Annotated in this window: 11 protein-coding genes and 4 pseudogenes; 13 read left to right on the top strand and 2 right to left on the bottom strand. The window is 40.3% G+C overall.

The window, feature by feature from the left end; genetic code table 11:
* Positions 1–7 precede the first annotated feature (7 nt).
* Entirely contained in the window at positions 8–853 is an 846-nt protein-coding gene (locus tag QNH10_RS16950) for a YtnP family quorum-quenching lactonase (protein WP_283732495.1), read from the top strand.
* A gap of 47 nt (positions 854–900) precedes the next feature.
* On the opposite strand, the gene QNH10_RS20765 is transcribed toward QNH10_RS16950, so the two are convergent.
* Both QNH10_RS20765 and QNH10_RS20760 read right to left on the bottom strand, forming a co-directional pair.
* Entirely contained in the window at positions 901–1047 is a 147-nt protein-coding gene (locus QNH10_RS20765; protein WP_347177903.1) for a hypothetical protein, read from the bottom strand.
* Positions 1044–1214, bottom strand: coding sequence for a hypothetical protein (locus QNH10_RS20760; RefSeq protein WP_347177902.1), 171 nt, complete (start codon positions 1212–1214; stop codon positions 1044–1046). The genes QNH10_RS20765 and QNH10_RS20760 overlap by 4 nt, the downstream gene beginning before the upstream one ends.
* Positions 1215–1416: 202 nt before the next feature.
* Here QNH10_RS20760 and QNH10_RS16940 point away from each other — a divergent pair, with 202 nt between their 5' ends.
* From QNH10_RS16940 to ccpA, 12 genes and pseudogenes are all read left to right on the top strand, one after another.
* Positions 1417–2490 (top strand): M42 family metallopeptidase, encoded by a 1074-nt coding sequence (locus QNH10_RS16940; RefSeq protein ID WP_283732494.1) that lies wholly within the window; start codon positions 1417–1419, stop codon positions 2488–2490.
* Between the two features lie 293 nt (positions 2491–2783).
* Positions 2784–3304, top strand: a pseudogene (locus QNH10_RS16930) (DUF84 family protein).
* A gap of 75 nt (positions 3305–3379) precedes the next feature.
* Positions 3380–3898: a hypothetical protein gene (locus tag QNH10_RS16925; RefSeq protein WP_283732492.1), complete on the top strand. Its 519-nt coding sequence runs from the start codon at positions 3380–3382 to the stop codon at positions 3896–3898.
* Positions 3899–3975: 77 nt separating this feature from the next.
* Positions 3976–4794: a DUF1444 domain-containing protein gene (locus tag QNH10_RS16920; protein ID WP_283732491.1), complete on the top strand. Its 819-nt coding sequence runs from the start codon at positions 3976–3978 to the stop codon at positions 4792–4794.
* Positions 4791–5395: pseudogene (gene ytpR, locus QNH10_RS16915) on the top strand (YtpR family tRNA-binding protein). Before QNH10_RS16920 ends, ytpR begins: the two are co-directional and overlap by 4 nt.
* Before the next feature lie 152 nt (positions 5396–5547).
* Positions 5548–7675 (top strand): annotated as a pseudogene (locus tag QNH10_RS16910) (DNA translocase FtsK).
* Between the two features lie 11 nt (positions 7676–7686).
* Positions 7687–8085, top strand: a complete 399-nt coding sequence (locus QNH10_RS21275) for a DNA translocase FtsK (RefSeq protein WP_430541072.1) — start codon at positions 7687–7689, stop codon at positions 8083–8085.
* 75 nt (positions 8086–8160) lie between these two features.
* Positions 8161–9474 (top strand): UDP-N-acetylmuramate--L-alanine ligase, encoded by a 1314-nt coding sequence (murC, locus tag QNH10_RS16905; RefSeq protein ID WP_283732490.1) that lies wholly within the window; start codon positions 8161–8163, stop codon positions 9472–9474.
* Between the two features lie 191 nt (positions 9475–9665).
* Positions 9666–10145 carry a DUF948 domain-containing protein gene (locus tag QNH10_RS16900; protein ID WP_283732489.1) on the top strand — a complete coding sequence of 160 codons (480 nt, stop codon included), beginning with the start codon at positions 9666–9668 and terminating at the stop codon, positions 10143–10145.
* A 54-nt stretch (positions 10146–10199) separates the two neighbouring features.
* The gene (locus QNH10_RS16895) at positions 10200–10823 is read left to right on the top strand and encodes a YtxH domain-containing protein (RefSeq protein ID WP_283732488.1); all 624 of its coding nucleotides are present in this window, start codon (positions 10200–10202) and stop codon (positions 10821–10823) included.
* 214 nt (positions 10824–11037) lie between these two features.
* A pseudogene (locus QNH10_RS16890) lies at positions 11038–12119 on the top strand (bifunctional 3-deoxy-7-phosphoheptulonate synthase/chorismate mutase).
* 119 nt (positions 12120–12238) lie between these two features.
* A complete protein-coding gene (gene ccpA / locus QNH10_RS16885) occupies positions 12239–13237 on the top strand; it encodes a catabolite control protein A (protein WP_283732487.1) in 999 nt (332 codons plus the stop codon).
* Positions 13238–13420 lie beyond the last annotated feature (183 nt).

Here is a 13420-nt window from a genome sequence, read left to right as displayed (position 1 = left end):
GTTTTGGTTGGATACATATATATTTCACGATATGAAAATTACTTGGCTTGATGGTGGTGTGAACTTTCTTGATGGAGGTACCATGTTCGGAGTGGTTCCTAAGGCATTATGGTCCCGGAAATATGAAGTGGATGAGAATAACTTGATCGAACTCAGAACAGATCCTATTCTCATCTCCTATGAAGGGAAAAACATCCTGATAGATAGTGGAATAGGTAAAGGGAAGCTATCTGAAAAAATGAAGCGTAATCTTGGTGTGCGTGAGGAGACGAAGCTTGAGGAAAGTCTAACGGAGCTTGGTTTGAAGCCTGAGGATATCGATATTATCTTAATGACGCATCTTCATAACGACCACGCCGCAGGCTTAACAGGCTGGGTGGATGAAAAGCTTGTCTCGGTTTTTCCGAACGCAGAAATTCATGTTTCAGCAGTCGAATGGGATGAAATGAGAAACCCGAATATCCGCTCAAGAAACACATATTGGAAAGAGAATTGGGAGCCTATCCAGCATCAGGTGAAAACATTCAATGAACATACAACTATAGTTCCTGGGATTGAAATGATTCATACTGGAGGCCATAGTGACGGCCATAGCGTCATCAAACTAACCCAAAACAATGAAACGATCTTGCATATGGGAGATATCATGCCAACACATGCACACAGCAATCCGCTATGGGTGCTTGCTTATGACGACTATCCAATGACGTCAATCTTTGCGAAGGAAAAACTGATGAAAGAAGCCTTGGCAAACCATTATCGATTCATCTTTTATCATGATGCAGTTTACCGTCTTGTCCAATGGGATGAAAGCGGCAAGGAAATTACAGAATCAGTTGCCCGGACTAAATAAAAAATACCGTCACATGGAAAATGTGTGACGGTATTTTTTACTTCATTTTACTTCTGAATCAATTCTACAACAGTGCCTGTTTCTGCATTTGCTGCGAATTCAAATTGTTCAAGTTCGCCATTTCTAATCCGCGAAATGCCGCCCCTATATACTTCCATCGATAAGACATTGTTCGTAAACGGTTCTGGTTTCATGACAATCCATGATCCATCAATAGGCCCCTCTTTTTGAAAGCTTCCTTTACATCATTTAAGACACGTTCTGCTGGAGTTTTCGGGTTCAGCTTTTCAAAAGCCTGATTAACAATCAGTCCAGCTGCTACACCTGTTAAGACTCCTGATACGAAATCTTTCACTTTCATAGTTTGAAACCCCCTCATCAATCTCAATCAATCTTACCCAAGTGTACCATATTTCAGTGGTGATTTTACATTCGATTCGGTGAAAAGCATTAAAATCCTGCTTCGGTAAAATTAATTCGCAAAGCTAAATATTCGTGATGGATAGTTTTTGACTCCTGCATTATACTTAAGGGAGTACATAATGAATTGGGGGAAACTTTTCATGAATAACGAAACATTAACAATGTTTAAAACACTTACTGAATTACCTGGTGCACCAGGCAATGAACACCTTGTTCGTGCTTACATGCGTGAAGAACTTGGGAAGTATTCTGATGAACTCATTCAAGATAATCTTGGAGGAGTGTTCGGTGTCCGTAAAGGTCCAGAAGACGGTCCAAGAATCATGGTAGCAGGGCATATGGATGAAGTTGGCTTCATGGTATCAAGTATCACAGATAACGGAATGCTCCGCTTCCAGCCACTTGGTGGTTGGTGGAGTCAAGTATTACTTGCACAACGTGTTCAAATTATTACAGACGCTGGTCCAGTTGTCGGTGTTATCGGATCAATCCCACCTCACCTACTAAGTGATGAAGTTCGAAATAAACCAATGGATATTAAAAATATGCTTATCGACATTGGTGCCGATGATAAAGCCGATGCTTTGAAAATTGGTATTCGTCCTGGACAGCAAATCGTTCCAATCTGCCCGTTTACACCGATGGCAAACGAAAAGAAAATTTTGGCAAAAGCATGGGACAACCGCTATGGCTGCGGTTTGGCAATTGAACTTTTGAAAGAGGTTCATGGCGAAAAGCTTCCGAATACTCTTTACTCAGGAGCAAACGTTATGGAAGAAGTAGGTCTTCGTGGAGCTCAAGCAGCTGCAAGAATGATCAATCCAGATCTTTTCTTCGCATTGGATGCAAGCCCAGCAAACGACGCTTCTGGCAATAAAAACGAATTTGGCCAGCTTGGAAAAGGTACGCTTCTTCGTATTTTTGACCGTTCAATGGTGACGCATCGTGGAATGAGAGAGTTCATCCTCGATACAGCTGAAACGCATAAAATCCCTTATCAGTACTTCATTTCCCAAGGTGGAACGGATGCCGGTCAAGTTCACGTTTCAAATGAAGGCGTACCAAGTGCTGTCATTGGTATTTGTTCAAGATACATTCACACAGCTGCATCCATCATTCACACGGATGATTATGCTGCGGCAAAAGAGCTTCTTGTAAAACTTGTCAAAGCTTGCGATAAAACAACAGTTGAAACGATTAAGAGCAACGTCTAATAATAAACAAAAGACCATCCTTCATGACAGGATGGTCTTTCGTTTACTAAATTCCGCAGATGCCGTTTATTTCCGGAAGCGCTCGTTAATTTCGGAAACCGCTCGTTTATTCCGGAAACCGCTCGTTTAATCTCAGAAGCGCTCGTTTATTCCGGAAACCGCTCGTTTAATTTCAGAAGCGCTCGTTTATTTCCGGAAGCGCTCGTTTATTCCAGGAAGCGCTCGTTTAATCCGGAAACCGCTCGTTTAATCCCAGAATCGCTCATTTATTCCCGCAACGAAAGGAGAATCGCATGAAATTCATCATTGGATCGACTAACCGGGCAAAAGTTAAGGCGGCTCGTACAATTATAGCTAAACATTTCCCAACTTCTGAACTCCATGAAGTGAAGGTATCATCCGGAGTGAAGATCAGCCCATCGGAGATGAAGAAACACGAACAGGTGCATTAAATCGAGCAATAAATGCTGCAAATGAACACGTTGGGGCAATCGGAATTGGTCTCGAAGGCGGCGTCCGAATGCTCGATAACGAAATGTTCCTTTGCAACTGGGGTGCACTCGTTTTACCTTCCGGTGAAAAATTCACAGCTGCCGGTGCCCAAATCCCTTTGCCAAATAGCATTGCTGCAGAAATACATAAAGGAAAAGAATTAGGAGTCGTCGTCGACGAATATTTCCAAGCGAGCGGCATTCGCCATAGTGAAGGTGCAATTGGCATGTTCACAGCCCACTCAGTCACCCGCGACCTGCTTTTCGAACATATCATGCAGTTATTAATAGGCCAGTTGAAGTTCCACCAAACATCACGCTGAACTGCTATATTTGCATATGTCGATTATTATCTTTAAAATAGATATCGGCTATTTAAATAGATTGGAGGAAGCCGAATGTTCCGCATATGGAAATTCCTATTCCTGACACTACTCTCAATAACAGTACTTAGCGCTTGTGGGAAAACCCTCGAAGAAAAGGCTCTGGACGGAATTGCAGCCGCAAAAACTGCATTCGAACTAAATGACAAAGCCGTTAATGCTGAAGTTGAGAATGTTTCCTTGTATAAGCCAGCCGGTTTTACGATTTCTAAAAGTTCCAATGGACAAAATATTATCATGAAAAAAGGTGATGAAACCTTTCTTCTTTTCATCAATCCAAATGAAAACAGGGAGAGCCGCCTGTTTTACGACCTATTGGAAAGAAACGATAAATCTGTCCGCTATGAAGAAATATTCACTGATGATGGCTATTTTGGCTTTGCATCCATTTTGAACAAAGGTGAAGATCAAGTCGAACTTATAACAAGTGTCGGTGGGATTAAACTAACAACAATTACTAAAAAGAAGAACATAGAAAGCAAGATGGCCAATATGATGGAAATTGTACGTTCCATTGAGCAAGGCTTGCAATAATTTTATAATATAGGCGGTCACACGGCGCAACATGCGAAGCGGCGAGCGGCCGCTTATTTTTAGAAAGGATGATGAATATGAATTCATCTAAGCTTGTAGAGTTATTGAAAGAACGTCTTCCGTCAAAAGAATTAGAATGGCGTTTCGATAGAAAAACGGACAAAGTAAGGTTGGAGCATAGCGTTTTGAAAAAGGGAATGGATATTTCATTACCAGAAATCCTTGCGAAATATGAAACGAAACAAGAATCCGCAATTAATGAAGTGATTTACACCATTAAAGAAACATTTAATGCAATGGAAATCGAACAGTCAGAAGGATTCAGTAAAGAAGGTGCGATTTACCCGGTAATCCGGTCCACTTCTTTTCCTCAAACCTCCAAAGCTGGGAATAGATTTATCGTCAAAGACCATACGGCAGAGACAAGGATCTTTTACGCACTGGATTTAGGCACTACTTATCGATTGATAGATGAAACAATGTTGGATGCTCTTGGTATGTCAGAGCAAGAAATAATGGAGTCAGCCATGTTCAAGGTAAGATCATTGCCGACGAATATGAAGAAAGATGAAGTGGCAGATAATGTGTTTTACTTTGTTAATAATAATGATGGTTATGACGCAAGCCGTATATTGAACCAGGCCTTCCTAAAAGAAATGGAAGGGGAAATCGAAGGTCATATGACTGTTTCCGTCCCCCATCAAGATGTGCTTATCATCGGCGATATTAGAAATGACACGGGTTATGATGTACTTGCACAGATGACAATGCAGTTCTTTACAGTGGGGGCTGTTCCAGTTACATCATTGTCATTTATTTATGAAGATGGTAAATTAGAACCTATCTTTATAATGGCGAAAAATCGGGTCGCGAGAAAGGAAAGAAAAAAGAAATGAATATCTTTTACAATCAAAAAAGTGTTGGGGACGTCCTTTTAGTACAAGTTACGACTGATCGTCCGAAAGAGACAGAAATTACTTCTGTGAATGATATCACATTAATAAAGGATGCATCTTCTAAAGAAGTTGCTGCATTTAACGTTTTCAATGCTTCAAAATACGTTGAAATCAACGGAAATGGACAAGTTGAAACGACAGAGGAAATTGTAGGAAAGCTGAATGAGGCATTAAAAACAAATGGTGTCGATCTTGAGCTTGATGTGGATCTATCACCGAAATTCGTTGTTGGGTTTGTAATTGAGAAGGATAAGCATCCAAATGCAGATAAATTAAGTGTTTGCACTGTAGACGTTGGAAACGAAAAACTCCAAATCGTCTGTGGAGCCCCGAATGTTGATAAGGGCCAAAAAGTGGTCGTTGCAAAAGTTGGAGCTGTAATGCCTTCGGGATGATCATTCGTGATGCAGAATTAAGGGGAATTGCATCATCAGGGATGATTTGTTCTGCAAAAGAACTTAATTTGCCGGATGCCCCAACAGAAAAAGGTATCTTAGTCCTTCCAGAGGATTCTCGAATTGGTGAGCCATTCAGTATCTAACTTGCTGATCTTAAGTTAGCAACTTGGTTATTTTTGGCAGGAAGTGATCCCGAATTGCCGTCAATATCCGTCCAACGTACTGTGAAAAACAGTACGTTTTTCTTATTTTGGGCCCCAGATTGATTTAACCGACAAAAACCTGCTAAAATAGAATGATCGACTTGAAAAGAGTGATAGATTTGACTTGGTTTAAAAAAGTTATGAACAAAATATTTGAATCCGAAAAAGATGAAAGACCCGAAGATACATATACTATAGAAGATATCGATGTTGATGATAAAGTAGAAGACGCGAAAGAAAAACCGGCTTTTCGTTTTCCAATAATAACTGACGCTGAAATATATGGCTGGGAACCAGACTCTGAAAATGATAGTAACGAAATAGGAACACTTACGACAAAATTGGATGATGAAGAAGATTTTAAACCTATTCCTTTATATAAAAATGAAAGATGGCCAAGTGAAAAGGAAAAAGGGAAGATTCATAGGGCGACTACATCATCTAAGTACCTTACTAATAGAGTGATTGAAACTGATCTGAATCAAGTAAACTCAATTACTGAAAAAGAGGAAAGCAGAAAAACGACCGTAATCAAACAGAATAAGCGACCATTTACACCAACTACTGTTCCTTCTCCTGTGTACGGCTATATGAAACCTACCAAACGGCGGGAAAGTACTTTGGAAATTGAAGATGAGGATTTGGCTTTGAGTTCTTCCTCGATTAAAACGGCAGTTAATGAATATGAAGAAAAAGTTAGTAAAGACATACAGGTGGTGGATGAAATTGACCGCATTGAATCGGAAAATCATGCACATACTTCCAATAATGATATTGAAGTAAATGAACGATTTAATGAGGTACCACATCTAAATGATAGTCAAGTTAAAGATCAGATGCCAATCGACGACAATGACCAGTCTGAAGCAATTCAAGAAACGATTGTTTCGATTGAAGAAGACAATGTTCTTGAGGGAAAAAGCGAAGCGATTGAACTTGAATCTACCGATGCATCGCCTACTCAAAGTGACTCTACTGAAACCGATGATTTAGATTCAACCCAAGTAATTACGGAATCAGAAGAAGTGGAGCCGCAGAAAAAGGAACGAATTGTCCCTTTCAATGTATTGATGTTGAAAAACGATAAACAAAAGTTAATGGAACGTGAAGCGAAAGAAAGTATTTCTGAAAATAAGGAAACGGAGACTAATCTTCATAGTCAGGTGCCGGAATCTAATTTGGATGAAGAAATGAGTTTGCCACATTACGCATTCCCTTCAAAAGATTTCCTTATACAGCCCGAAGCGCATATCGAGGATACAGAATGGCTTCAGACTCAATCAGCGAAATTGGAAGAGGCACTTTCCTATTTCTCCATTCAAGCAAATGTTATTGAAGCGGTACAGGGTCCCACAGTTACGCGATTTGAATTGACTGTCGGACATGGAACGAAAGTGAGCAAGGTTAGAAATCTAACCGATGATTTGAAACTTGCTTTAGCAGCAGAAGATATCCGAATTCAGGCACCGATCCCTGGAACCAGTTCAATTGGCATTGAAATTCCGAATCGAAAACCAAGGGCTGTTCGAATATCTGAGGTCATAGAAACAAAAAGGTTTCAAGACTCTGAATCACCGTTGGAAGCTGTACTTGGACTTAGCTTGACCGGCGAACCGGTTACGATTGACTTACGTAAAATGCCACATGGGATGATTGCAGGGGCTACTGGTCCGGAAAATCCGTGTGTATAAATTCAATTTTAGTTAGTTTACTTTATAAATCATCACCGACAGACTTGAAAATGCTTTTAATTGACCGAAAATGGTTGAGCTTGCTCCTTTCAATGGCATTCCACACTTAATCAGTCCAGTTATTACTGATGTGAAGGCTGCTACAGCTGCCTTAAAGTGGGCTGTTGGCGAAATGGAACGGCGATATGAACTATTTGCGCATGTTGGTGCAAGAAATATTGAACGGTACAACGAGATGGTTGAAAAGGATCGTAAATTCTCATTGAAACTGCCATACTTGTTAATCGTAATTGACGAGCTTGCGGACTTGATGATGATGGCACCGGCGGATGTTGAAGTTTCAATTGGACGGATCACACAGAAGGCAAGAGCCTGTGGTATCCATCTAATCATTGCGACACAACGGCCATCCGTCGATGTTATTACGGGTACAATAAAGGCGAATGTACCGACGCGTATTGCTTTTTCGGTTTCATCCCAAATAGATTCCCGAACGATCATTGATACACCTGGGCAGAAAGGCTTTTAGGTAAAGGTGATATGCTATATCTTGGAAACGGCCAATCTTCAGCGATTCGATTACAGGGTACATTTGTCACGGATGCCGAAATTGAACGTATAATAGAACACGTTCAGAACGAGGCGGCTCCCGAATACCTATTTGGTCAGGAAGATCTTTTAGCCAATGCAATGGAGGAAGAGGAATCCGACCCACTTTTTGTTGAAGCATGCCAATTTATTATCAATCAGGGAAGTGCTTCGACATCCCTTTTGCAGCGGAATTTTAGCATCGGCTATAACCGTGCGGCTAAATTGATGGATCGTATGGAAGAATTAGGTTTCATATCAGAGCAAAAGGGAAGTAAACCACGAGATGTTTTTTTAACGGAAAATGATTTTGATCAATTCCTTAATAGAACCGATAAATCCCAAGTTTAAATTTAAATTTATAGAATAACGCATTACTTTATGTTTGAGAATATAGGAACAGAAACGATCCCGGGAGGTTGCAATATGACATTGTTCCATTTTACGGGAATCAAAGGATCGGGAATGAGTTCCCTTGCACAGATTCTTCATGATTCCTCCCATACAGTACAAGGTTCGGATGTAGAGAAGTATTTCTTTCCGGAAGACCCGTTGCATGAAAGAAAAATAACGATTTTACCATTCGATGAAAATAATATAAAACCGGGGATGACAGTAATTGCAGGGAATGCTTTCCCTGATAGTCATCCTGAAATTGTGAAAGCTAAAGAAACAGGCGTTGACGTAATTCGCTATCATGAATTTTTAGGCAATTATATGAAAAACTTCATCTCAATTGCTATAACAGGATCACACGGTAAGACTTCGACAACTGGATTGTTGGCGCATGTCTTGTCCGGCAATTCACCTACTTCTTATCTGATTGGTGATGGCACTGGCAGGGGGATTGAGAATAGCGAGTACTTCGTTTTTGAAGCATGTGAATACAAGCGGCATTTTCTTGCCTATGAACCTGATTACGCCATAATGACTAATATTGATTTTGACCATCCGGATTATTTTAAAGACCTTGCTGATGTACTGGATGCATTCGGGGAAATGGCTTTAAAGGTAAAAAAGGCGATTATTGCTTGTGGAGATGATATTCATCTACAACAAATACAAGCGAATGTCCCTGTAGTGTATTATGGATTTGATGAAGGAAATGATTTTTCAGCGAAAAATATTAAGAAATCCGAAAAGGGTACCATGTTCGATGTATATGTGAGAAATGAGTTCTATGATACGTTTACGATTTTCTTGCCTGGTGACCATGCCATTTTAAATGCCCTTGGCGTCATTGCCCTTTGCCATTATGAAGGGATTGCGGCTTCTGGTATTAAGGAAAGACTTGCAACATTTAACGGTGTGAAAAGACGCTTTTCTGTTACAGAATCACATGGTAGGGTAATTGTGGATGACTATGCACATCATCCGACTGAGATAAAGGCTACATTGCAATCGGCGAGGCAGAAATATCCTAACAAGGAAATCATTGCGATATTCCAGCCTCATACTTTCACACGTACTGCAGCGTTACTCCAACAGTTTGCGGAAAGTTTACAGACAGCGGATCACGTATATCTATGTGATATATTCGGTTCCGCGCGCGAGCAATCCGGTAACTTATCAATTAATGATCTAATCGATAAAATTCCAGGAGCTAATCACCTATCTCTTGAAAATATTGATGTACTTGATGTGCACGGAAATGCAGTTTTCTTGTTCATGGGTGCTGGTGATATTCAAAAATACATGAATGTTTTTTCGGAGCATACCGAAAAAGAGGAAACAGCCTAATCCGTTTGGATTGGCTGTTTTTTATTTTTGTAAATCCCGGATTAGTCTCATTAGATGAAAAACAATTTCTTTAATAAAAAATAAAGGGGATTTGAAAAGTTTGTCGAAAAAGGTTAAAGATGGCTGAGTTTATTTACCTACTTTAAAGGGTAGAAATTATTTATGTATGTATATCGGAAGGAGGAAGTGCTATGCAAGTATTATTGTATATTGCGGCCATCGTCGCTGCAGTGGCTTTTTTGATTTTATGTATTAGCCTGGCGATGACCCTAAGTTCATTAAAAAAGACACTAAAAAGCGTTTCGGAAACTATGGATAATTTGACGAACCAGTTGGAGGGTATTACATCGGAGACAACTGAACTCCTTCATAAGACAAATGCCCTTGCGGAGGATATTCAACAGAAATCCGAAAAATTGAACACTGTTGTGGACGCAGTAAAAGGGATGGGTGACTCTGTCAGTAATTTGAACAGCTCAGTTCATCGAATTACCAACTCAATTACTGTTGAAGCTGAAAAGAACAGTGATAAAATAGCCCAAGCAGTGCAGTGGAGTAACGTTGCTTTTGGAATCATTGGTAAAGTAAGGGAAATGAAAGAAGAGCGGTCATCAGGTTGGACAGTCTATAAGTCGGATCCAAATCAAAAAAGATTGCCAAGCCCAAAGTAATTGTTATCTATCTAAAACTGAGTAGTGACCAAAATATATTTAGGAGGAATTAACATGACTGAAAAACTAAAGGACGCACAAAACCAGCAATATTATGGAAATCAGGAATATAAAAATACTTTTGGGGAACCATCACATCTACCTGTAAATTATCCGTATCGCTCCAATACTGACGACTTCTATGAGGAGGATAATTCAGGAGCTGGAAGCTTCCTACTTGGCGCTTTAGTAGGCGGAGTGATTGGTGCGGCTGCAGCATTATTCCTCGCTCCTAAGACGGGCAAAGAGATGCGTGACGACTTTTCAGACCAAGCTGTCCACATTAAAAACAAAAGTATTGAGTTAAGTACAGTTGCAAAGGACAAGGCAACTGAGATTTCTGCTGTTGCCAAAGAAAAGACAGATGAATTAGCTAAAACAATCCAAGAGCAATCTGGTCAGATCGTTGATAAAGTAAAGTCGATGACAAATAAAACATCTGTCCCGATGCACGATGGTACAGTTTCGTCTGAAGGCGAAGAACAAATTGAGTTTGTTGAAAATAAAACCGAAGAAAACAAAGAGTCTGCGGATCATCAATCAACAAAAAACAGTACTGTTGCATACGATAATAGCGAGAATATCGGTGAAGAAAAGAATGTAAATCAAAATCATATCTCAGTTGAAAAAGAGAAATAATAAGTTTTTTATGAAGGTAGAGGGAAACTGAAAAAGTTCCCTTCTGCTTTTTAAATTAGGCCGATTCACATCAAACTCCGTGAATTAGTGACAATTTACAGAAATGACGTGACATTTCGAATGCATTTCATTATACTTGGACTATTATACAAAAATGCAACATAGAATTCCTTCTTCGAAAAGGGAATGATGTGTATGGGGAGGAGACATAATGATGAGACAAAATGGGTTGGATGAACTTCGCAGACAGGTTGATGGGCTGAATAACCAAATACTGAACTTGATCAATGAACGCACATCTGTTGTTCAGGAAATTGGCAGGGTCAAGGAAAAGCAAGGTGTGAACAGATACGATCCGATTCGTGAAAGAGAGATGCTAAACGCACTAGTCCAGTCAAACAAAGGTCCGATCCCAAATGGTATTTTAGAACAGATTTTTAAAGGGATATTCATGTCAGCTTTAGAAATTCAAGAGGACGAGCAACGTAATGCGCTGCTTGTTTCACGTAAACGTAAACCCGAGGATACGATTGTAAATGTAAACGGTGAAGAAATTGGAAACGGTTCTCCTACATTCGTCTTTGGGCCATGTGCTGTTGAATCGTATGAACAAGTTTTGGCAGTCGCTCAATCGATTAAAGCTAAAGGATTGACGATGCTAAGGGGCGGTGCATATAAACCGCGTACGTCTCCTTATGACTTCCAAGGACTTGGTCTTGAAGGATTGAAAATCCTAAAGCGCGTATCAGACGAAACGGGATTGTCCATTGTAACTGAAATTATCACACCATCCCATTTGGAAGAGGCTTTGGATTATATAGATGTTATCCAAATAGGTGCCCGTAACATGCAGACTTCGAATTGTTGAAGGAAGCAGGTATGGCGAATAAACCAGTTCTATTAAAACGAGGCTTAGCTGCAACGATTGATGAATTCATTCATGCGGCTGAATATATCATTTCTAAAGGGAATAGCCAAATTATGCTATGCGAACGTGGTATCCGTACGTACGAACGTGCGACGCGTAACACATTGGACATCTCAGCTGTTCCAATCTTAAAACAAGAAACCCATTTACCAGTATTCGTTGATGTTACTCATTCAACTGGAAGGAAGGACTTATTGCTTCCAACTGCAAAGGCGGCTATCGCTGTAGGTGCAGATGGAGTTATGGCTGAAGTGCATCCTGATCCAGCAGTTGCATTATCCGATGCTGCACAGCAAATGGATATTAAACAGTTCGACGAGTTCTATGCGGAGCTACAAAGGTTTATGAATACACATCAAACCATTTGAAAAGTGGAAATGCAGTAGGAACTTTCTGTAAAAAGCGCCGGACCTTTTAAGGTACCGTGCTTTGATTATAATAAGAGTAAACGAATACATAATCATAATGAAGGGAAGGAGATTCGATAATGTCAGTAACAATTTATGATGTAGCAAGAGAAGCGAATGTTTCGATGGCGACAGTATCTCGTGTTGTGAACGGCAACCAAAATGTAAAGCCGGCAACGCGTAAAAAGGTGTTAGATTGCATCGAGCGCCTTGGTTATCGACCAAACGCAGTGGCAAGAGGACTTGCCAGTAAAAAAACAACAACTATAGGTGTCATCGTCCCGGACATTTCGAAAAGCTACTATGCAGAACTTTCCCGCGGTATTGCGGATATAGCAACGATGTATGAATACAATATTATCCTTTCCAATTCAGATAAACGTCCAACAAGGGAAGTTGAACTTTTTGAAGATCATCTTGGAAAACAAGTTGATGGTGTAATTTTCATGAGTGACTCCCTGTCTGACGAAATTCGGAAAGAAATGGCGACAGCAAATGTTCCAGTTGTGTTAGCCGGTACTCTTGACGCTGGCACGAATTTGCCGACAGTGAATATCGATCATGAAGATGCAGCCTATCAAGCGGTTAAGAAATTGATTGAAAATGGACATAAACGAATTGCTTATGTATCCGGACCTCTATCCAGGGATATCAATCGTCTTTGCAAGAAGGTAGGTTACGAAAAGGCATTGAAAGAAGCTAATTTACCACTTATTGATGAGTATTTCATAGAAACGAATAATACGTATGATGATGCGTATGAAAAGTGGAAGTTGATTCGTGATTTGGATGAGAGGCCGACAGGTATTTTTGCTGGGAATGATGAAATTGCTGTTGGTATTATGAATGGGCTAAGAGATGATGGTTTATCGGTGCCTGATGATATTGAGATGATTTGTTTCCAACATACACTATTGTCGAGAGTAGTTAGACCGCAGCTGTCTGCAGTTGTTGTTCCTTTGTACGATTTAGGGGCAGTTTCGATGCGGTTGTTGACGAAGTTGATGAATGGTGAAGAGGTTGATGATGTTAGTGTTATTTTGCCGCACCGTATAGAGGAACGTCAATCGACGAAGTGATAAAAGCTGTTCTGGGGAAACGAAAAGCGGAAGGCGCTTGCCCAGATGCGACAGGCATAAGGCAAAGATGCGGCGTGGCGCTCTTTGCCACATAGCAGCTTTGCCTTATGACCCGAGCATCTAACGCCTGGAGCTGGACAAAATAACCGGAACAGCTTTTATTTATGGAAGTTACTAAAGACT

Source organism: Sporosarcina thermotolerans, assembly GCF_030067815.1.
Lineage (GTDB): Bacteria > Bacillota > Bacilli > Bacillales_A > Planococcaceae > Sporosarcina > Sporosarcina thermotolerans.
This window is presented reverse-complemented; position numbering and strand designations above follow the sequence as displayed.

What these genes read in the sequence shown, in the direction of transcription:
- QNH10_RS20765 (WP_347177903.1), bottom strand. Translation starts at nt 1,047, where the DNA reads ATGAAACCAGAACCGTTTACGAACAATGTCTTATCGATGGAAGTATAT.
- QNH10_RS20760 (WP_347177902.1), bottom strand. Translation starts at nt 1,214, where the DNA reads ATGAAAGTGAAAGATTTCGTATCAGGAGTCTTAACAGGTGTAGCAGCT.
- QNH10_RS16940 (WP_283732494.1), top strand. Translation starts at nt 1,417, where the DNA reads ATGAATAACGAAACATTAACAATGTTTAAAACACTTACTGAATTACCT.
- QNH10_RS16925 (WP_283732492.1), top strand. Translation starts at nt 3,380, where the DNA reads ATGTTCCGCATATGGAAATTCCTATTCCTGACACTACTCTCAATAACA.
- QNH10_RS16920 (WP_283732491.1), top strand. Translation starts at nt 3,976, where the DNA reads ATGAATTCATCTAAGCTTGTAGAGTTATTGAAAGAACGTCTTCCGTCA.
- QNH10_RS21275 (WP_430541072.1), top strand. Translation starts at nt 7,687, where the DNA reads ATGCTATATCTTGGAAACGGCCAATCTTCAGCGATTCGATTACAGGGT.
- murC (WP_283732490.1), top strand. Translation starts at nt 8,161, where the DNA reads ATGACATTGTTCCATTTTACGGGAATCAAAGGATCGGGAATGAGTTCC.
- QNH10_RS16900 (WP_283732489.1), top strand. Translation starts at nt 9,666, where the DNA reads ATGCAAGTATTATTGTATATTGCGGCCATCGTCGCTGCAGTGGCTTTT.
- QNH10_RS16895 (WP_283732488.1), top strand. Translation starts at nt 10,200, where the DNA reads ATGACTGAAAAACTAAAGGACGCACAAAACCAGCAATATTATGGAAAT.
- ccpA (WP_283732487.1), top strand. Translation starts at nt 12,239, where the DNA reads ATGTCAGTAACAATTTATGATGTAGCAAGAGAAGCGAATGTTTCGATG.